At 42.5% G+C, this 19,141-nt stretch carries 19 protein-coding genes; 8 read left to right on the forward strand and 11 right to left on the reverse strand.

Going from position 1 to position 19,141, the window contains the following annotated elements:
- Positions 1-44: 44 nt before the first annotated feature.
- Positions 45-1,022, forward strand: coding sequence for a Gfo/Idh/MocA family protein (locus tag IEW69_RS15180; RefSeq protein WP_188627725.1), 978 nt, complete (start codon positions 45-47; stop codon positions 1,020-1,022).
- 181 nt (positions 1,023-1,203) lie between these two features.
- Here IEW69_RS15180 and IEW69_RS15185 read toward each other — a convergent pair whose 3' ends face one another.
- From IEW69_RS15185 to IEW69_RS15205, 6 genes are all read right to left on the reverse strand, one after another.
- Positions 1,204-1,671 carry an HAD domain-containing protein gene (locus tag IEW69_RS15185; protein ID WP_188627726.1) on the reverse strand — a complete coding sequence of 156 codons (468 nt, stop codon included), beginning with the start codon at positions 1,669-1,671 and terminating at the stop codon, positions 1,204-1,206.
- A 10-nt stretch (positions 1,672-1,681) separates the two neighbouring features.
- Positions 1,682-2,071, reverse strand: a complete 390-nt coding sequence (locus tag IEW69_RS15190) for a hypothetical protein (RefSeq protein ID WP_188627727.1) — start codon at positions 2,069-2,071, stop codon at positions 1,682-1,684.
- 399 nt (positions 2,072-2,470) lie between these two features.
- Positions 2,471-2,638: an FEKKY domain-containing protein gene (locus IEW69_RS17125; protein ID WP_444543962.1), complete on the reverse strand. Its 168-nt coding sequence runs from the start codon at positions 2,636-2,638 to the stop codon at positions 2,471-2,473.
- A 70-nt stretch (positions 2,639-2,708) separates the two neighbouring features.
- The gene (locus tag IEW69_RS15195; RefSeq protein WP_188627728.1) at positions 2,709-3,902 is read right to left on the reverse strand and encodes a neutral zinc metallopeptidase; all 1,194 of its coding nucleotides are present in this window, start codon (positions 3,900-3,902) and stop codon (positions 2,709-2,711) included.
- Between the two features lie 389 nt (positions 3,903-4,291).
- Positions 4,292-4,954 carry an AAA family ATPase gene (locus IEW69_RS15200; protein ID WP_229663649.1) on the reverse strand — a complete coding sequence of 221 codons (663 nt, stop codon included), beginning with the start codon at positions 4,952-4,954 and terminating at the stop codon, positions 4,292-4,294.
- Between the two features lie 124 nt (positions 4,955-5,078).
- The gene (locus tag IEW69_RS15205; protein ID WP_188627729.1) at positions 5,079-5,669 is read right to left on the reverse strand and encodes an HD domain-containing protein; all 591 of its coding nucleotides are present in this window, start codon (positions 5,667-5,669) and stop codon (positions 5,079-5,081) included.
- Positions 5,670-5,777: 108 nt separating this feature from the next.
- Here IEW69_RS15205 and IEW69_RS17010 point away from each other — a divergent pair, with 108 nt between their 5' ends.
- The 3 genes from IEW69_RS17010 to IEW69_RS15220 all read left to right on the forward strand — a co-directional run bounded on the left by IEW69_RS17010 (position 5,778) and on the right by IEW69_RS15220 (position 7,670).
- Positions 5,778-6,008, forward strand: coding sequence for an inner membrane CreD family protein (locus IEW69_RS17010; protein ID WP_188627730.1), 231 nt, complete (start codon positions 5,778-5,780; stop codon positions 6,006-6,008).
- Positions 6,009-6,089: 81 nt separating this feature from the next.
- On the forward strand, positions 6,090-6,488 hold the full coding sequence (locus IEW69_RS15215; protein WP_188627731.1) for a ribosomal maturation YjgA family protein: 399 nt from the start codon (positions 6,090-6,092) through the stop codon (positions 6,486-6,488).
- A gap of 1,044 nt (positions 6,489-7,532) precedes the next feature.
- A complete protein-coding gene (locus IEW69_RS15220; protein WP_188627732.1) occupies positions 7,533-7,670 on the forward strand; it encodes a hypothetical protein in 138 nt (45 codons plus the stop codon).
- 12 nt (positions 7,671-7,682) lie between these two features.
- On the opposite strand, the gene IEW69_RS15225 is transcribed toward IEW69_RS15220, so the two are convergent.
- The 3 genes from IEW69_RS15225 to IEW69_RS15235 form a co-directional block, all read right to left on the reverse strand.
- On the reverse strand, positions 7,683-10,058 hold the full coding sequence (locus IEW69_RS15225; RefSeq protein WP_188627733.1) for an ABC transporter permease: 2,376 nt from the start codon (positions 10,056-10,058) through the stop codon (positions 7,683-7,685).
- Between the two features lie 168 nt (positions 10,059-10,226).
- Positions 10,227-11,363 (reverse strand): DEAD/DEAH box helicase, encoded by a 1,137-nt coding sequence (locus IEW69_RS15230; RefSeq protein WP_188627734.1) that lies wholly within the window; start codon positions 11,361-11,363, stop codon positions 10,227-10,229.
- Between the two features lie 96 nt (positions 11,364-11,459).
- A complete protein-coding gene (locus IEW69_RS15235) occupies positions 11,460-11,684 on the reverse strand; it encodes a CDGSH iron-sulfur domain-containing protein (protein ID WP_188627735.1) in 225 nt (74 codons plus the stop codon).
- A 361-nt stretch (positions 11,685-12,045) separates the two neighbouring features.
- Between IEW69_RS15235 and IEW69_RS15240 the strand changes: the two genes are divergently transcribed.
- On the forward strand, positions 12,046-12,690 hold the full coding sequence (locus tag IEW69_RS15240) for a DUF6266 family protein (protein ID WP_188627736.1): 645 nt from the start codon (positions 12,046-12,048) through the stop codon (positions 12,688-12,690).
- A 94-nt stretch (positions 12,691-12,784) separates the two neighbouring features.
- Here IEW69_RS15240 and IEW69_RS15245 read toward each other — a convergent pair whose 3' ends face one another.
- Positions 12,785-13,990, reverse strand: coding sequence for a TlpA disulfide reductase family protein (locus IEW69_RS15245; RefSeq protein WP_188627737.1), 1,206 nt, complete (start codon positions 13,988-13,990; stop codon positions 12,785-12,787).
- A gap of 121 nt (positions 13,991-14,111) precedes the next feature.
- Complete coding sequence (locus IEW69_RS15250; protein WP_188627738.1) at positions 14,112-15,293, reverse strand: formimidoylglutamase; 1,182 nt, start codon at positions 15,291-15,293, stop codon at positions 14,112-14,114.
- 71 nt (positions 15,294-15,364) lie between these two features.
- On the opposite strand from IEW69_RS15250, the gene IEW69_RS15255 reads away from it, so the two are divergent.
- The 3 genes from IEW69_RS15255 to IEW69_RS15265 all read left to right on the forward strand — a co-directional run bounded on the left by IEW69_RS15255 (position 15,365) and on the right by IEW69_RS15265 (position 18,996).
- Positions 15,365-16,339, forward strand: a complete 975-nt coding sequence (locus IEW69_RS15255) for an NAD-dependent epimerase/dehydratase family protein (protein WP_188627739.1) — start codon at positions 15,365-15,367, stop codon at positions 16,337-16,339.
- Positions 16,336-17,631 (forward strand): HAD-IB family phosphatase, encoded by a 1,296-nt coding sequence (locus IEW69_RS15260; protein WP_188627740.1) that lies wholly within the window; start codon positions 16,336-16,338, stop codon positions 17,629-17,631. Before IEW69_RS15255 ends, IEW69_RS15260 begins: the two co-directional genes overlap by 4 nt.
- Positions 17,632-17,931: 300 nt before the next feature.
- On the forward strand, positions 17,932-18,996 hold the full coding sequence (locus IEW69_RS15265) for a branched-chain amino acid aminotransferase (RefSeq protein WP_188627741.1): 1,065 nt from the start codon (positions 17,932-17,934) through the stop codon (positions 18,994-18,996).
- Positions 18,997-19,141: the final 145 nt, after the last annotated feature.

The following is a 19,141-nucleotide window of genomic DNA, read 5'->3' on the forward strand; positions in this document are numbered from 1 at the left end:
TGCTACTTTAGATGATCAAATAATCAGCGTTAAACGAATTCACTATGATGAATAATAGAAACATCCGTTGGGGTGTTATAGGTTGCGGCGACGTATCGCACCGGTTTATGCAGGGCTTATTGAACGTGCAGAATAGTGAGTTAATTTCAGTATGGTCGAGAAGACCTGAACAAACAGAATCATTCGTAAATACTCATGGTGGTAACGCCTGTGGGTCCTTTGAAGAGCTGCTTGCAAGCGATATCGATGCCGTTTACATTGCCACTTTACCAGACAGCCATGCTTTTTACAGCATAGCAGCTTTAAAAGCCGGTAAACATGTATTATGTGAAAAACCTTCAGCCGTAAATAGCTCCCAATTAGAGGAGATCTTAGAAACGGCGCTTGCACAAAAGTTGCTTTTCATGGAAGCAATGAAATCACCATTTTTCCCGCTTTATCGGCAACTCAAAGAACACATACGCACTGATTCCATTGGAGACATTGGTTATGTCCGCGCGGGATCATCAGTGGTGGGTTTACGTTCTGATCATCCTAACTTTAGCCTTGATCTCGCCGGTGGTAGTTTAATGGGAATTGGTATTTATGAGGCCTTTCTGGCGCTCGATTGGCTTGGTGAGACCAAAAATGTACAGGCCATGGGGAAACTCGGACAAACTGGAATAGATGTTCTTTCTATCTTTCAAACTGAACATGAAAATGGTTACGGGCAATTCTATACCGGCTTTGAAGTCCATGGTAAGGGTGATGCCCTTATCTGTGGTACACTAGGGAACATAACGATTCATAAGAATTGGTGGAACCCTAATCGCGCTACAATTGACTATTTCGATGGCCGGGTTATTGAATTAGACATCCCTTTTACTACTGGAGGATTTAATTATGAAATCGATCATTTCTGCGACTTAATCCGAAATAACGCAATGGAAAGCCCAATTATAAGTCACAATATGTCAAGAGGGATGATCAGTATGATTGATAAAGCTCGTGCTGCGATCGGATTGAGATTTAAAGGAGAATAATTGAATTTAAAAAAGAGCTGGCATTTCAAACTACCGACATGAATATGGCAACGCCCTCCTACAATTTGTTAATGAACTCTTCTTAATAACCGTGGTATATATCGTTACCTTCACCATAGATTTCAGTAAGGCTCAGATAACAAAAAGGCCGAAAAACTTAGGCCATTTTGTTATCTAATATTTAATGCATTAAGGCTCCTTGTGTTAGCTTTTCAATGGCTTCGTCTGCTAGCTCATCTGTCAAACCTAAAGACGAGCTAGTCAATACAAGATGATCTTTGATATTTTCGGGTAGATCGTTTAAGCATTTATCATCATCAAGAATCACAAATGGTTCAGATTGATTACTTGAATAATACCAACTTAATATCTCTTCCTTCCTGCTCAATTTGCTGGAGTCTGTAGGAAGGCTAGCAATATGATTTACTCGAATATCTCTATTCCTAAATATATCATTCCAGTGAGAGGAATCATATTTTAATTTATGTGATGTAGTTAGCAGAATGCTAGCTCCTGTCTCATTCATTATACGTTCTAAAGCTTTCACAGCTCTAAAACTAAACACAGGGAATCCATCTGATAAAAACTCAGGTCGCTTCCAAGAAGTTCCAGGAACCATCACTCCGTCTATGTCTAATAAGATTAACATTTGTACAAAGTTACGAATTATTTGTCATCTCAATCAAAATCTCCAATTCAACACCATTATATTCAGCGTCTTGCCTGTTGATTTCGGCAATCTTAGCTTCAGTATCCCACTCCTCATCAACAAATTCCACTGTCGTCCATTCACATGGCACTGTAGCTGATGTTTTATTGGATGAGACTTGTCCAATTGTATAACTAGCTAAAAGAGAGCTTATGTATCTATGATGCCCATCGATAATTATGCCATCACAAACCTTTATGTCGTCAAACTTAATACCGATGCACATTTTTTTATGAATTCTCCTAATTATTGGCAAGCTAAGTTTCTTGTGACTTGACAGAAATGCAGGTGGATTTGAACTTATATAATCCTCAATGGTGTTTAAAGTGATTTGATTCAAAGTTTTTAATTGTTAGACGGCCAAAGAAGCTTTTCTGAATGAAATTTTTTCCGTAACAAGAATGAAAGATCGTGATTGTTAGGATTGACTAACTGATTGCTGCAGGATCCAAAAGCAATTACACTTAGAGAGCAAGCACTCTGATCGTGGTTTGCATAGCGATCCGATCTTTTTAAAAGGAGTTTAGGAGGATATTGCCATTGGAATTAGCAGAATTCAAGGAACATAAAGTAATACTGCACTTAGGAGAAATCTTCCTTTTTTGAGACAAATTCTGACTAGCGTTTATTCTTGACCTCACTGTACCAATCTACTCTGATACTCTATTTATAGCCTTTTAGGCCAAGCACATCTTTCCTCGCTGCCTTCAACTATTTCTTTTCCATATCTCTGAGTCAATCACTTAAACATAACGCTATTGTACTCAATAGCTATTTGTTCAATAGGGGCCGGACAACCATAATCGTAATAAAAAATTCTGAATCTTTTTTGAAATTTTGCGTCGCCGGGGTATATCACCGGAGCTGTTCCACCTTGTAAAAGAAGAAATGTAGTATTTTTTGAAATATCGGTGTTAAGTAATTAAGCGGTTGATCACCATTAAAGATCAACCGCTTAATTAAAGCAATAAAGACGCCTACTGCTGAATTAATTTCGGTAGCTGAGCTTCAAACTTCTTCGTAAACTCTTGTGCAGTTAATATGTGGCCTTGTTTCTTTGCTGCATCTGCAACTTCATAACCCCATTTTGCTGCTGCCATTCTCTGTGTAGGTGTACCATGATGCCCTTCACTTGTAAAGGAACAATCGCCGATATTAAAGAACACGTTTAAAAATAGTTGCACCCTTTTCCATTGCATAGAAGCACCACGTGCATGCGAAAGATAGTAAGCAGAATAAGCATCCGCCATTAATTCTGTCCTTCTGGTAGCCTCGGCGCCCGATGTATTCCCAAATAGGTTAAGATCGAATTGGATGTGATGTCCGAATTCGTGAGCAAGGATGGCTTGCGGCGCCACGTCAGCATAGCCAATTGCGGCAAATGCATCCATAATTCCGTCACCCATAATGATCTTGTCCGGAATTACGCCATAAGGTGGAAAGCTGAATGAAGATTGCGCAAAAGCATTGAAAGTAAACAGCGGATGATCACCACCTCTCAATTGTGGATACGCCTTTACGGTCGCTAATACAAAATCTGCATAATAATTCGCACTTGCATCGTCCAGACCAAAGGCAGCTTTATAAGTCCGTAAAATTTTAGCTCTGTCAGTTAGCATTGTTCCATGCATAGGGGCTAAAACAATATTTTGTGATTCAATATTCCAGAAACGCTTTAAATCTTTAAACGTCTTTGTAAGCCTTTGTGTATACTGTCCATCAGATCCAAATTCATGGCCTGCACTACTGTTTTCAAAGATCAATGCATCGTAAGTCGGCAAATCAAGCATTGCAGCATTAAGCACACGATTAATGATGGTGTTATTCCAATCCGCGAGTTGTTGATCTAGCCACTGACTGGAGGCTGTGTTATCGTTGCAAGTGGATTCTTCAAGCTTAAGTGTTTTCCGTATGATGTCACGGTATTGGGGATTAAATTGCAACTTAATTTTTGCCTGCCCGCTTACTTTTGCCTTGGCATTTTCTGGAATTTTGGCATACAAAGCCTCAAGTTCCTGCTGCATCGCAGGAGATAGTGTCGTTGACTGTGTTGTTGAAATGCGACTAAATTCTTCACTACTTGAAAGGTTATTGGGGCCTTCTTTTTTGCAGCCTAGAGAAAAGACGAAGACGATAGCGACAGCCGCTGTTAGGAGTTTGGTTTTTTTCATAAGAAATAGGTTAATTGATTTAATAACAGAAAGATAGTAAATAAAGAATCTCCTGTGCTTAAAATTTCACATTCACCGATGTATATGCTGCTATATATCTGGCCTTCCAAACTTCAAAGCGCTCGCCATTGCGAATGTCGTGTATTTAATCAAAATGTATTATCAATGGAATGATCCAAAAAAGGCTCGATTTTTAAGATCGCACCAGCTAATCGAGCGTTGCTCTGGAGGTTAGGGCAAAAAGGAAATCTTCGTTTAATGAGACAAATACATACTAGACCTAATCAAGCTTTTCCAACGGTTTTATCAGAACTAGTCACTTGTTATTTATTATCTAGTATAACCTTCATCATTTCATGATGGTTGTTTAAAAAATATTTGGTAACCATTTAGTGTTCCGTGTCCTCGTATTTTACTTTATTTATTCCCGATTCATCAAGTTGATAGATAGTGGCATTTGGGTAGGCTAGTAAAATCGGTGAATGTGTAGCTATGATAAACTGAGATTGCTGAGATACAAGCTTGTTGATTATTGCAAGGGCTTCCAATTGCCTGGAAGGTGAAAGGGCTGCTTCTGGTTCATCAAAGATATAAAGACCTTTTCCCTTAAGCTTTAGGCTTAAGGCAGCCATAAAGGACTCACCATGAGATTGGGTGTGAAGGGATTTGTTTCCGTATTCTACTAAGTAGCCAACCTCTTCCATATATGTAGCTACGTTGTAAAAACTTTCTGCCCGTAAAAAATAGTAGTCTGAGGGCTTTTTAAAGCTTCTAACAGTCTTTAGGTATTTGAACAACTCGGAACCATTGTTGTGGGTTTGAAACTGAACGCTTTTCGTACCACCTTCAATCCCAAATCCAAGGCTTAGTGCAATTGCTTCTATAAGTGTAGATTTGCCAGTTCCATTCTCGCCTACAATAAAAGTCACATCAGCATGAAACTTTAGAGTTGACAAACTCGAAATCGCAGGAATGTTGAAGGGATATGAATGAAAGGATGGAACAATGTCCCTTTGAAAACATATTTCTTGTAAATAAGGTTTGGCTTCCATAGTCTTCAGACAAGGTATCTAAATATAATTAAAGTTTTTACGTCCATATACTGGATACGGCCGCCTTAGGTCAGGAAACAAAATATTCCTTTTTTGAGACAATGCTTGTGTTGGCAGTAATTACTTATTTTTTTAGAATCCCTTTATGAACGCTTTCGTTTAGCAAATCGTCAGCGAACTTCCAGATAGAAACGGATCCTCTCTCAATGACTTTCTTTTTATCATAGACTTTATCATAGCTTACATTGAATTCCGCCCAGGTTCCACCATTGTTGGAGGTGTTTTGCAGCAATGGCTCAAACCTATCCATAGATCTTGCAAATTTTGCCTCTTCAGTCACTCCTGCTTCGAATTCTAACCAGATATCTATAAATTCTTTTGCCTGAGAAGCTGGTAAAAGACCAAAGATACGTCTCGCGGCCAAAAGCTCTTCTTCCGTATTGTCATGATTTTTAGCTGTGTCATAAATGAAAGTATCACCAGCGTCGATTTCCACGATATCATGGATCAGCACCATCTTCACAACTTTTAAGACATCGATTGGGTGATTCGCGTGCTCTGCTAAAACGATTGTCATCATTGCCAAATGCCAACTATGCTCTGCATCATTCTCGCATCTGTCGCTATTCAATAATTTGGTTCTGCGCTGGATATATTTCAGCTTATCAATCTCTTTGATAAACTCCACTTGTTGTAATAACTTATTAGTCTCCATTCCTATAGACTTAGTTCGACCAGGATGTCTCAAAACGCATAAATAAATGACTTTTAAGGTATTCTGTAGAATAAGGCAAATTTAAGCCGAAAATAATCAGTTCGTTATTTGAGACAAAACTTTTTCTTAACTCTTCTCCGAGCATTTAATGGAAAACCTGCAATCGTTTTTGCTACCATCCTTAGCGTTTTTTATAGTTTTATTTATGTGATCATTCAATTGCAGGACCTGGCTTTACTTTTTGGAAGTGTTGGTTTGTTTATTATTATAGGAATCATGATGTTCCTTTCAGCCAGGATTGACTGGAACAAAGATCCATCTGCAGAGTCGGTTGTATAAATGTTTTCACCAACCAATTAGGGAGTTCCCTGATTTCTCTACTCTCTTAAACTTTAATCCTTTTTAGCGAAATTCATTGGCATGTTCAGCTTTCATAAAAACTACTTCATTGGCACAGTTATTCTTTTTCTCGTTGAGGTCTTCATTGGTTTCTATATGCATGATGCTATAGTTCGCCCTTATGGGGGTGATTTTCTAATTGTTATTCTGCTGTATTGCCTTGTTAAGAGCTTCACTAATCTCAGCGCATACGCTGCTGCAGTGGGCGTGCTTGTTTTTTCTTACCTGATAGAAACTTTGCAGTCCTTCCAAATCGTGAACCTACTGGGACTCGAAAAATCAAAAATTGCCTGTACACTTATCGGAACCTATTTTGCCTGGGGCGATTTGCTAGCTTATACATTGGGGATCCTGGCTGTACTAGGCGCCGAGGCGACGTTTGCAAAAAATGATTTAGGGGTTACCAAACTTCGATTTTAGTTCAACAAGGTGGTTTTTTAAAGATCGTAGTTTTTGAAAAATTGTAGAAATCTAGAATACTAGGCCAACCAGCTTTAGTACATTGATTTTATTTGGTATTTGGGTTCAGTACCCCCAATTATTCACTAGCATCATGTATATTAATGATTAGAAAGCAACTGAACCCATAGAATTTTTCTACGACATTTAGTCCTTCAGCTAAATCAAATTTACATGAACCTTTTTCTTAGGCTTAAAGCTTGGTAAATCTTTGGACTTTTGTTTGGGTTGCCTATGGTGTTACAGTTCGTTGCTATATCTATGTTAGTAAACACTTTGAGCCCAGCCACGATTATCATCATTCCATTTATGACATTACTTTTGATGGTTCTATTCTGTAGCTGGCTTTACACACTTGGCATATCGCTCCATAAGAAATTGCCAAGTGATATTCCAATGCACTTGATTAAATTTAAATTCTGTGGAAGTATTCCAATTCTCTACATGGTATTTATCGTCTTCTTTGGAATATTTCACTTCTCTCTATCACAAAGTGGAGATAGCACTGGCATCATAGCAATGGGTATTATAATGCCAATGCACTTGTTATCCATGTTCTGTCTCTTCTATTGCATTTACTTTATTGCAAAAGCATTGAGGTCGGTTGAATTAAATAGACTTGTAACTTTTAGTGATTTTGCAGGTGACTTTCTAATCTGGTTTTTTCCAATTGGAATCTGGATTATTCAGCCGAGGATTAACCGACTGTTCATTGACAACCATGATGAGAACAGCAAGTAACTTGATTAGTTACAATCTTAAAACACTGCAGTCTTGCATTTTTCAATAAAATTGGATATTCCGCTGCATAGTACGCCACCCATTCTGGAGCAAAGTACGCCACTTCGCTATAGGAATTAATGCTTGTAGCGGTCTGACATTCCGACACAAAGGTTACCACTTATTCCACGCCAAAGTACACCACTAAGAAGCGCTTAACTGCCGTTTGCGCTAAGTTTGGCTCGTAACCAAACCCAACGTAGAATGGCAAATAAGCTACTCAGTATGCATAAGATAAGACAGATACTTTTATTTCTTGAACGCGGTGTTTCCGTAACCGAACCGCTATCCCATGATGAAAAGCTGGAGCTGATCAGGCTGCTGACGAAACTGGAAGATTTTCACGAATCCAAAATGTATTAGCAGCTTTTGCGCTTACTCATACTTTAACGCATCTACCGGATTTGCTTTAGCCACCTTAAAACTTTGCATGCTGATGGTAAGAACTGCAATGGTCAGCGAAATTCCTGAAGCCATAAAATACGGCCATAGTGATCCTGTGCTGACTTTATAATCGTAAGTCTTCAACCAGTTCGTCAGTAAGATATAAGCGATAGGGATTGCTATGACGTTGGAAATCAATACCAGTTTAATAAAATCCTTATTCAGCAAGAGTAGAATGCTTTTTAGATCAGCTCCGAGTACTTTTCTGATGCTGATCTCCCGTTTACGCTGTTCAGCCATATAAAGTGCGAGGCCCAGCAAGCCCAGGCAGGAAATAACAATAGCGAAGCTTCCGAAGATATTGGATAGCACCCCCAGTAGTTTCTCCGACTTTATCTTTTGCTCCATGCCCTCACTAACATATTTCAATCCGGGCGGATAAGCGGGATTCAACTGCCGGCTAATCTTGTTAATACTTTGCACCGCGGCATTTAAAGGATGGGAAGGACTCAACCGCAGCAATAAAGTCTTGCTTTTTTGTGGACTATAATAAAATACTGTCGCCTCTGCTTTTTGAGTAACTGTCACATTATTATAGTCATTTACCACACCTATAATCTTTAATTTCTGAGTACCCCAGCTTATTGGCGTACCTACAGGTTGCTTAAGCGCCATCATCTTTACTGCTGCCTGATTGATAAGAACACCACTGGCGGTATCTGAAGAGAGATGACGTGAAAAGTCGGCACCACTCATAACTGTTGCCCCAATTGTTTTCACGAAATCGTAACCTACACTCCGGTAACCGACAATATATTCATCTTTAACACCCTTGCCCGGCCAGTTAAAGGCACCCGTGATACTGCCGCCATTAGCCGTAAAGTCGGCGGAATATTCCGTAGCAGATACAATTACACCCTCGTTTTTCAGTGCTGCCTTCAAGATCTCTACCTTGTTCGGGTTAGCAAATTCTCCCTCCAAATCCAGTTGTACAAGATTGTTTTTATCAAAGCCCAAGGGCTTATTCTTCATATACTGAATTTGAGAATAAACGATCGTCGCACCAATAATCATTACGATGGATAAACTGAACTGGAATACCACCAGTAACTTCCGGATTGATAAAGAACCCTGACCGATGTTTGTAAAGCCTTTTAAAACCTTTACAGGCGTGAAAGAGGAGAGGTAAAAAGCAGGATAACAGCCTGCAAGGATGCCGGTTACAAATACCAGCGCAAGCAGGAAGCACCAGAATAATGGGGAATGATAATTTATGGTGATGACGATCTCGAGCAGGCCATTGAAATAAGGAAGTGTCAGTTCGATTAGTGCGACGGCAATGATCATTGCTAAAAAGGACAACAACAACGATTCCATCAGGAACTGACTGATTAAAGAACGCTGACTTGAGCCAAGCGCTTTCCTTACACCGACTTCCCTTGCCCGTTTTTCTGAGCGTGCAGTAGAAAGATTCATGTAATTGATACTGGCAATCAGCAGCACACAGAAAGCAAGGAAAAAGAAAAGCCGGACCTGATCAATTCTTCCCCCGACAAGTTGCCCGTTATTAAACTGGTCATACAATTGGAACTTGCTGTATGGAAAAAGAAAAACTTCCATCTGAGTATCCTCTTGATGTCCTTTGATCAGCTTTCTTAAGGAGGCATCTGCCGCGCTGAAATCTGCATCCTTCTTTAGTTTAAAAATTGTGGAACAATTGATACTGCCCCAGCCGGCGTTTATTTCACCAGGATATTCCTGATCGTGAAAGGCCCAGGTCTGCAGCGCTTCGAATTGCATACTCTGGTTTTTAGGCGGATCTGCAATTACAGCCGTTACGGTGAGGGGCTTGCGGTTGTCCCATACCAGGCTTTTTCCGATAGGGTCCTGATCGCCAAATAACTTTTTAGCAGCACTTGCGGACAGGACAACCGAATTGGGCTGTTTCAAAGCTGTTGCAGGATCCCCCTTGAGAAAGGCGTAATCAAATATTTGCAGAAATGATGGATCAACGTAGTTAAAAGCTAATTTAATTTTATGCTGCTCGTAACTGAAAAGCTTGTTTTCTTCATCACTAACCCTTGCGGCCAACTCAATACCCGGGATCTCCTGAGCCGCGGCAGCTGCGAGCTCATTAGGTGTGGCCTGTAAAGTGATGATGTTATCGCCAAGCTTTAAGTTGAGTTGCGCGAAGTAGATCCGGTCAATATCCTTGAATTGCTTATCATAACCCCATTCGTAATTAACGTATAGCAACAGCATCAGGCAGGAGGCAAGGCCAATTGCCAGTCCACCGATATTAATAAGGGAGAAGCCGGGGTTTTTACGAATATTTCTTACCGCTATTTTAAAGTTCAGTGCGAGCATATCATCTTTCTTGCTGGCTTTGCCATTAAGATGCCAGAACAATTAGCCACACCTATACAACTAAAAATGAGCGAAATACATTTATCATTCAAAATGTATGTTCGATATCGAACAACCATTGTACGGTACCGGACAGTAGATAAGGGATTTGAGCCGCAAAATGAAACCCTATAATTCATTCAGGTTTTTCGTGATCAATTCAACCTGCCTGCCCATTTTCTTCTGGATAACTTCAAAATGATGCAGCTCACTTTCACTAACTAAGGAAATGGCATCGCCAGGAGCATCTGCGCGGCCCGTTCGCCCGATCCGGTGGATATAATCCTTTGGTGACCGTGGTAGATCATAGTTAATTACGAAAGGAAGCGCGTTGATATCAATTCCCCTTGCCATTAAATCCGTGGACACCAACACCTTTAACTTCCCAGATTTAAAATGCGCTAAAGCTTCAGTTCTGGCACCCTGGCTCTTTTTGCTATGAATAGCTTTGGCGTCAATATTATTCTTCCGGAGCTTGTTAACAACAGCGTCGACCAGTTGCACGGAAGAAGCAAACACCAGTACCTGTTTCATTTCGTGGTGGTTGATCAGGTAACGTAGGAAAGGGCCTTTCTGATCTGGTGAAACAACGTACGCCAGCTGTCTGATCAAATCCAATGAAGCCTCTTCAGCCGCGATCTTAATCACTACTGGCTCCTTCAGCAGGACTTGGCGGATTTGCTCAATATCGTCGCTTAAAGTGGCAGATAATAATATATTCTGACGTTTTTCCGGCAGGAGTGCTATAATCTTGTCCAGCTCATCTTTGAAACCCAGGTTCAGCATCTTATCAGCTTCATCCAATACAAGCGTCTGAATACCCGAAAAGTGAACAGAATTGGAACCTGCTAATTCCAATAAACGGCCAGGCGTAGCAACCAGCACATTTACCCCTTGTAAGCCCATCATTTGTGGATTGATGGACACGCCACCATACACCGCCACTGTTTTAACAGGCTGAGGCAATGTCCGGCTAAAGGTTTTGAAAACATCCTTTACCTGTTCCGCCAATTCACGGGTGGGTACTAAAACAAGCACATCCGCATGGCGATTGTTCGTCCCAATAATTGATCCTTGTAAATTCATTAATAGAGGCAAAACATAGCTGGCGGTTTTCCCGGAACCTGTTTTAGCGATACCTAAAACGTCTTTTTTATTTAATATAGCTGATATCGCAAGTTCCTGAATAGGAGTGGGCGCTGTGAAACTTTGATTTTCCAATGTCTTTAACAAAGCAGGGGATAAACCAAGGGAACTAAATGGCATAAGGTGGTTTTTTATATTCCACGAAGATACAAATCCCCGAAATACAAAAACCCTGCAATCGTGTGATTGCAGGGCTTTATACATAAAGATTATGTTTTACACTTTTTTTGGAGGAAGATCGAATGCGATGGCTTCATGCTCAAAATGACCATTGTGCGCACCGTCACAAAATGGCTTGTTTTTAGACATTCCACAGCGGCAGATGCCCAAAGCCGTACGTCCCTGAAGGCCATACTCATTGCCATTCCTATCAACGATTTCAAAATCGCCTTCTATCTTCACTGATCCGTTATTATTGATGGTAAGTCTTGTTTTTGCCATTTGAATTGAATTAAGACTCAAAAGTAGAACATAACAGGCAGCCCAGGCAATTTGATTCTAATTTAGAAAGATTCTGTGGGGCTTGAATGGTCAAGTATTGTTGCATTGCAGCCTCTCCAAATCTCTTTAAGGCTTAGTAAGACTACAATCATTTATGTACCTAATACATCACCGCCCCGATCACACACCTGCCCCGGCCATCAGCCGCCTTTCGTTCGCCTATTGTTCGCCTTTCGTTCGCCTATGCTTCGCCTCCAGGCGAACGATACCCGGACAAAGCCCGACCAAAACCTGAATGATAAACAAATTCGTCATATTCTTAATCTTTGTTTATCTTATACTTTCAATTAACGCAATCAAAATGGCAACAATAAAGAACGGCATACTCGGCCCTGTAGAAGGACCCCTTTCCCGCGTTACGGGCTACATTCGCCTCGGCGTACCTGTGCTCCGCGCGAAGCCAGATCCAGAAAAAGTAAAAGCGCGCAGCGAAAAACAGATCGCCGCCAACAACCGCTTCAGCTTCGCAATGAAGTTCGTAAAACCCGCTACCCCCTTTCTCAACGTCGGCTTCTCCGTAAGCCGGGCGCAAGGCCAAACCGCGCACAATGTTGCCGTATCTCAGGCACTACGCGCCGTTGCAGGAGAAAATCCGGACTTCCACTTCAACTACGAAAACATCCTCGTGGCAGATGGAAGCTTACCGGAAGCATTAAACCCCAGCGTCGAACGCACGACAGCCCGCACCCTGCAGTTCTCCTGGGAAGCGCCAGAAAATCTAAGCTATCAATGTAGTCAGGATCAGGTGATGCTGCTCGCCTATCTCCCGGAAGAAGAAATGGCATTCTATACCACCAGCGGTGCGAGACGTGGCACGGGCCAGGAAACTTTAGCGGTTTGTTCAGGACAACCCGGGCAGGTATTCGAAACTTATATCGCCTTCATCTCTGATGACCGGAAAAAGGTATCCAAAAGCATATACACCGGGCAGATCGTTATTGAATAGGACCATCAATAACTTTGATATAAAACAAGAAAGGGCCGGTCATAATGACCAGCCCTTTAATTATTTCAAAACACCGCAGTGTTCTATAAAACCCTTATGATTTTGCTTTTTTAGCTTTGCTTGCTTTCCCTGCAGGTGCAGCCGCTGAAGCACTTGAAGCCGGGGCAGCAGTGTTCGCGCCCAGCAACTCTGCCAGTTTGGTCTGCAACGCTTCTTCCCTTAGGTTTCTGGCAACAATTTTACCTGTTGGATCTACCAGGAAGTTGAAAGGAATGGCCTGTACGCCGTACATCTTCGAAGCCTCATTATCGAAATACTTCAAATCAGAAACATGGCTCCAGGTTAAACCATCATCCTTGATCGCTTTTTCCCAAGCTTCCTTACCATCCGGACGGTCTAGAGAAACGCCAAGCACGGTAAAGTTCTTGTCCTTATAGGTGTTGTAAGCTTTTACCACATTCGGGTTTTCACGGCGACAAGGGCCGCACCATGATGCCCAGAAATCTACCAGCACATACTTGCCTTTGAAATCAGAAAGTTTGATTGGCTTACCGCTTGGATCATTCTGCGTAAAGTCAGTCGCCATAATGCCTACCTGCGATTTCTTCGCACCTTCAATAGATGTCTGGATGCTCTTACCCAGTGGTGTAGATTTCAGCTCTGCTGAAAACTTATTGAAAGCCGGTTCTGCAGTTGTTGGGTCAATATCGTAACCCAATACAGAACGGAATGCGTTCAAGGCTACATAAGAATTTGGATTAATGTTAATGAAGCCCTGGCTCAGGTCCTGCATCTCTTTTTCTATTTTCTCAGAACGTGCATAAATGGTCTGCATATAAGCTTCGTTCTTGCGGTCTTCATCTGTCTTCGATGCATATTCGGCCTGTAATGCTTCCATCTTTGCTACTGCTGGCTTCAGCATCGCCGTTAATTTGGCATTATCATCATTCACCGGAGAACCGGTAATCACCGCGTGCTTCACAGAGTCTTTTGCAGTGATGCTGATGGCTTTATTTTCGATGTAGAAGCCCAGCACGTCAAGCGGCGTTCTTGCTGCAGTTGCCTGCGCATGTTTAATGCGGATGTTGGCACTTACAGGCACTTCAACCTGCCCTTTGAAAGTGAAAGCACCATTTACAATATTGGTAGAATCGGCAAATTGTCCGCCTGGTGTTCTGTAGATCAGGTATGCTTTTGCAGGTGCGTTTAATGCACCTACTTTACCATTGATGGTAAAGCCTTGCTGCGCCATTGCAGCGAAAGGCAATATCATGGCAGCAGATAGAATTAATTTTTTCATTGATTGTGATTTGGTTGGTGTTAATCAGATTGGTTTATCTTATCAAATATAAAATATTGATAACACCATAACGATTCTTTACCACTAAAATTACAATCTCGACAGAAGCTGGAAGTGCCGCTTACAGCAGCTTTTGGTAAGTGCGCCACCACAGGTCCGGCATTTCGCCATTTACCGCCATCGTGTAATCTTCATAGCGGCAAGGTACCAGGTGATATCGTTCATTCTTAGACACACCCGTTGGGTAAGGCACCTGCATCCACCAGCGGTCCGACTTCTTGCTTTTCACAAACAACATCTCCCCTGTCCCGTCACTTAAGGTGGTGCGGTAGGTGATGTAATGCGACTTCGGACTTAATGGAAAATCCTTCTTACGGTTGTAGAAACCATCAACGAAGTACCAGACAATTTGTGCAAGCAACAGGGCCGTCTGACTATTACTGTCGTATGCCGGATTAAACTCATAGAATCCAATGGACGTTAGCTTATCATTCATGCCCGCATAACGCGCGATGCGGCAGGCTTGCTCTCCGTAAAAGCCGTTGGGGGTAGCATTGGCATTTGCACCCGCATCTGAAGAACGGATGGCCGAGATATCAAAACTCATCATATTGGAGTTCCGTACGATGGGTTCAGTTAAGCTGATGTCCGTTGTAAATTCACCAAGACGATGGGCATCGAAATAAAGCTTACTCATCACCTTCAAACTTTCCTGGTTCACAAAATAGGTCTGATAACCCAGGTTGCTGAAATTGAACAGGTAGTTCGGCTGGTGCAGGAAGATTTTGTTGAGATAGGTGTCGGAACGGGTTGCGATGCCTTCCTCATCATCTTCGTCGAGGTCAAACTTATTGTCCACAACAACCAGATCCACTTTTTGCTCCAGGCTTTCATAAGCCAGGTACTGCGGGTAAGTCAGATCCTGTCCCCCACCGATAATTACCGGCAGGATGTTAAGCTTCATCAGTTCTGCAACCGCCATTTTCACGGCGATATAAGTATCTGATATTGCAGCGCCCGCTTTTATGTTCCCTAGGTCGATGATCTTGCATTGGAAATCACCTTCATTCAGCAGGTAAAACTGCTCTCGAAAGGCATCCGGACCAAGCGAACAACCACTATTGTTTACGGATGCGCGGTCATCCTGCACCCCAAATATGGCGATATCGTAGGCGTTCTCTTCCAACTCTGGAAACCTGTCGGTATAAAAACTGGCTTTCATGCCCAGCTGGCTGGTCAGGAATCCGTTTTTAGGGCTAAGTTTGTCGAGCGATAAGGGAGAAAAGAAGTCGGATAGGCTCATAAATGTCAATATGTGGGCTCAAATATCTATTTTTGAGGCCATATATTGATGCACAACCTTAAATTAATGAAATGATCCTGATCACTGGTGCCACCGGATTTTTGGGCGCTGAACTGGCACACCAGTTAACATCGCAGGGCCTCCAGGTGCGTGCACTTAAACGCGAAACAGGAATCATCCCTGACCTCCTGAAAGGGAATTTAAACCTGGAATGGTTTACGGCAGACATCAATGAACCGGCGACGCTTGAAGAGGCCTTTGCAGGCGTTACCCAGGTTTACCATTGCGCCGCTGTGGTCTCTTTTGATCCGAAGGATAAAGCCAAAATGATTCATGTTAACATTGAGGGCACCAGTAATGTGGTTAACCTTTGTGTGGAATATGGCGTCCGTTTACTTCATGTGAGTTCGGTGGCTGCATTGGGGGAACCGAAAAAAGATCAGGAAATTACAGAGGACGATTACTGGGAATACAGTCCGCATGTACATACTTATGCCATTTCCAAGTATGAAGGCGAAATGGAAGTATGGCGTGGCATCTCTGAAGGACTAAACGCTGTGATCGTCAACCCATCCGTGATTATCGGGGCAAATGCCGGCTACCAGGGTAGCGGTGCATTATTCAAACTGGTGCAGGAAGGTTTATCCTTTTACACCAATGGTTCTACCGGGCTGGTGGATGTGACAGATGTTGCTAAATGCATGATCCAGCTGATGAACAGCACGCTCGAGGCGGAGCGCTACACCATCTCTGCAGCAAACCTGAGCTTCAAAGAAATGTTCGGGCAGATCGCCGAAGGTTTCGGTAAGAAACCGCCTTCCCGTGAGGCAAAACCATGGATGCTGGGTATTGCCTGGCGCGCCGCTAGACTTGCCTCCTTCTTCACCGGCAGATCCTTTGGCATCACCAGTGATACCGTTCGGAGCAGCACCAGCTATAGTTATTACAGCAATAAAAAAATTAAAGATACGATAGGCATAAACTTCAAACCACTGGATGAAAGTATCCGCGAGGTTTGTGCTGCACTGCAAAAAAACCATTCATGACAACAAAAAACTACTACATCATCGATTTCGACAGCACCTTTACACAGGTAGAGGCGCTAGATGAAATGGCTAAAATCTCCCTTAAAAATCATCCGCAAAAAGAAGAGATTTTGAAGCAGATAGAGGATTATACCAACCTGGCGATGGAAGGTAAGTTGTCGTTTACGGAAAGTCTTGCCGCACGTATCCGCCTGCTCAATGCGAACCAGGATCACCTGAAGCAGCTGATCACGCGCTTGAAGAAGAAGGTGTCTGCCTCTTTTTCCCGCAATGCGGAGTTCTTTAAAAAACATGCTGATGAGGTACTGATCGTTTCCGGTGGGTTCAAGGAATTCATCACGCCGGTAGTCAGCAAGTACCACATTAAAAAAGAAAACATCTATGCGAATACCTTTGTCACGGATGAAACCGGGCAAATTATCGACTACGACCATAACAATCCACTAAGTGAAGAAGGTGGAAAAGTGAAGTTGCTGCAAGGCATGAAGCTTGAAGGCAACGTATTTGGCATTGGCGATGGCTACTCCGATTTTCAGCTGCGTGAAAGCGGTCTGATCAAAAAGTTTTTCGCCTTCACGGAGAACATTGCCAGGGATAGCATTGTGAGCCGCGCAGATCATGTTACCCCTAGTTTCGATGAGTTCCTCTATGTAAATAACCTGCCGAGCGCCATCTCCTACCCTAAAAACAGGATTTTATGCCTGGTGATTGGGGATATTCCGGAAATCAGCATCAGCATGCTGAAGAAGGATGGCTTTTCCGTACGTCACAAAACAACTTTTGAAGAAAAGTATGTTGCCGATGTGCACATGGTTCTACTTGGGGCCGATGAGAAGATAGACCTGGAGAAGTTGAAGCGTGCCAACAAGCTGAAGACCATCGGACATCTGGGTAAAGCCAAGTCTTTGGATTTAACGGCTTGTACAGAGATGGGCATCGTGGTTTTCGATAATCCGAGGAACAATCCACGTTGCAGTACTTTTATACCGCAGCGTATGATCGACTTCATGAATACGGGTGCGACCTACCTGAGTGTAAACTTCCCGAACCTGCAGTTGCCAAGAATGGAGAAGTCGCACAGGTTGATCCACATCCACCAGAATATTCCGGGTATCATGGCGCAGATCAACACCATTTTTGCGGCACATGACATCAATATTGTTGGGCAGTTCTTGATGACCAATGCACAGATTGGTTACGCCATTACAGATATCAATGCTGAATACGACAAGGAGTTGTTCAAGTCTTTGAAACAGATCGAGCAGACCATCAAATTCAGGGTGTTGTATTAGGCTTTAAGTATTACTAATTTGAAACAAGTGTAAAAATAAGCAGTTTTAAAAGGCTTATTTTTACACTTTTGTACAAATAAGGCTAAAAACCCCAAAATTTCATGCTTATTTATACGTTTTGTCATTACTCAGCTCATGATATGACGACCCTGTCAAACAGACAATCTTGCAGGATGGCAAACTTTCTATCTCACAGATGCTTGACAGCAGCTTAGTGTATCCCAAACACCTGTAAATCTGAAATAAACCTGCATCGGAATATATTTTTGCCTAATATTGTACCGAATTAAAATTACCGCAGTGACAGACACTTTAGATATTAAAATAACCAAAACCAGTCAGTCGAAACTCGCTGAAACCGAGTTGACGGACCTTCCTTTTGGTAAGGTTTTCACCGATCACATGTTCGTTGCAGACTATATTAACGGCGAGTGGAAAAACTTCGAAGTTTTACCTTATGGTCCCATTCCGATGAGTCCGGCGATTTCTGCACTTCATTATGGTCAGGCTATTTTTGAAGGTATGAAGGCTTACCGTCTTCCTGATGGCAGCATCAGCGTTTTCCGTGCCGACAAAAACTTCGCCCGTTTCAACAAGTCCGCAACCAGAATGGCCATGACGAACATTCCGGAAGAAGTATTTATGAAGGGTATTGCTGCATTGATTAACCTGGACAGGGATTGGGCGCCAAGTGCAGCCAATAACTCGCTATACATCCGTCCGACTTTATTTGCGATGGACGCTGTTCTTGGGGTAAAAGCTTCTGCAGATTACAAGTTTGTGGTACTAACCACGCCTGCTGGTCCTTATTACAACAAGCCTTTACGTGTAAAGATAGAAACCCATTATACCCGTGGTGCAGACGGTGGCGTTGGTGCAGCGAAAACCGCTGGTAACTATGCCATGTCTATGTTGCCAACACAGCAGGCACAGGCGGAAGGTTATGACCAACTGATCTGGACCGACGCAAAGGAGCACAAGTATGTGGAAGAGTCTGGTACTGCAAACCTGATGTTCGTGATGGACAACAAAATTGTAACGCCGGAAGTTCGTGAAACCATCCTTGATGGTGTAACGCGCGATACGGTTCTGGAAGTTGCCAAAAGCCTTGGCTACGGCATCGAAGAGCGTCGTGTTTCTGTTGAAGAAGTGTTGGAGAAGATTGCCAGTGGCGTCCTTACCGAAGCATTTGCCGTAGGTACTGCAGCAACGATCACACAGATTGCTGAAATTGGCTTTGAAGGCACCATTCACACCTTAAATGATCCGGCAAATCGCCCGGTTTCCGCAGCCATTGCGAAAAAAGTAAATGACATCCGCTATGGCCTTGTGCCTGACGAATTTGGCTGGAACTGGACCATCTAAGCCCAGCTTATACCTTATTGAAAAGGCATCCCCTGCGGATGCCTTTTTTTATGCCTGTATGCCGGGATGGCGCGCCTGAATTCTTGGTAACATCTATCAAACATATTTTGCAGCATGGCTTTAACTTCTTACTTTCAACTTTTAA

The organism is Pedobacter quisquiliarum, from assembly GCF_014642175.1.
Taxonomy (GTDB): domain Bacteria; phylum Bacteroidota; class Bacteroidia; order Sphingobacteriales; family Sphingobacteriaceae; genus Pedobacter; species Pedobacter quisquiliarum.

Bases quoted from the DNA above. Each gene is read 5' to 3' on its own strand.
- IEW69_RS15255 (WP_188627739.1), top strand. From the start codon at position 15,365: ATGATCCTGATCACTGGTGCCACCGGATTTTTGGGCGCTGAACTGGCA.
- IEW69_RS15180 (WP_188627725.1), top strand. From the start codon at position 45: ATGATGAATAATAGAAACATCCGTTGGGGTGTTATAGGTTGCGGCGAC.
- IEW69_RS15260 (WP_188627740.1), top strand. From the start codon at position 16,336: ATGACAACAAAAAACTACTACATCATCGATTTCGACAGCACCTTTACA.
- IEW69_RS15225 (WP_188627733.1), bottom strand. From the start codon at position 10,058: ATGCTCGCACTGAACTTTAAAATAGCGGTAAGAAATATTCGTAAAAAC.
- IEW69_RS15250 (WP_188627738.1), bottom strand. From the start codon at position 15,293: ATGAGCCTATCCGACTTCTTTTCTCCCTTATCGCTCGACAAACTTAGC.
- IEW69_RS15245 (WP_188627737.1), bottom strand. From the start codon at position 13,990: ATGAAAAAATTAATTCTATCTGCTGCCATGATATTGCCTTTCGCTGCA.
- IEW69_RS15200 (WP_229663649.1), bottom strand. From the start codon at position 4,954: ATGGAAGCCAAACCTTATTTACAAGAAATATGTTTTCAAAGGGACATT.
- IEW69_RS15235 (WP_188627735.1), bottom strand. From the start codon at position 11,684: ATGGCAAAAACAAGACTTACCATCAATAATAACGGATCAGTGAAGATA.
- IEW69_RS15230 (WP_188627734.1), bottom strand. From the start codon at position 11,363: ATGCCATTTAGTTCCCTTGGTTTATCCCCTGCTTTGTTAAAGACATTG.
- IEW69_RS15195 (WP_188627728.1), bottom strand. From the start codon at position 3,902: ATGAAAAAAACCAAACTCCTAACAGCGGCTGTCGCTATCGTCTTCGTC.
- IEW69_RS15215 (WP_188627731.1), top strand. From the start codon at position 6,090: ATGTTCAGCTTTCATAAAAACTACTTCATTGGCACAGTTATTCTTTTT.
- IEW69_RS15205 (WP_188627729.1), bottom strand. From the start codon at position 5,669: ATGGAGACTAATAAGTTATTACAACAAGTGGAGTTTATCAAAGAGATT.
- IEW69_RS15185 (WP_188627726.1), bottom strand. From the start codon at position 1,671: ATGTTAATCTTATTAGACATAGACGGAGTGATGGTTCCTGGAACTTCT.
- IEW69_RS15240 (WP_188627736.1), top strand. From the start codon at position 12,046: ATGGCAACAATAAAGAACGGCATACTCGGCCCTGTAGAAGGACCCCTT.
- IEW69_RS15220 (WP_188627732.1), top strand. From the start codon at position 7,533: ATGCATAAGATAAGACAGATACTTTTATTTCTTGAACGCGGTGTTTCC.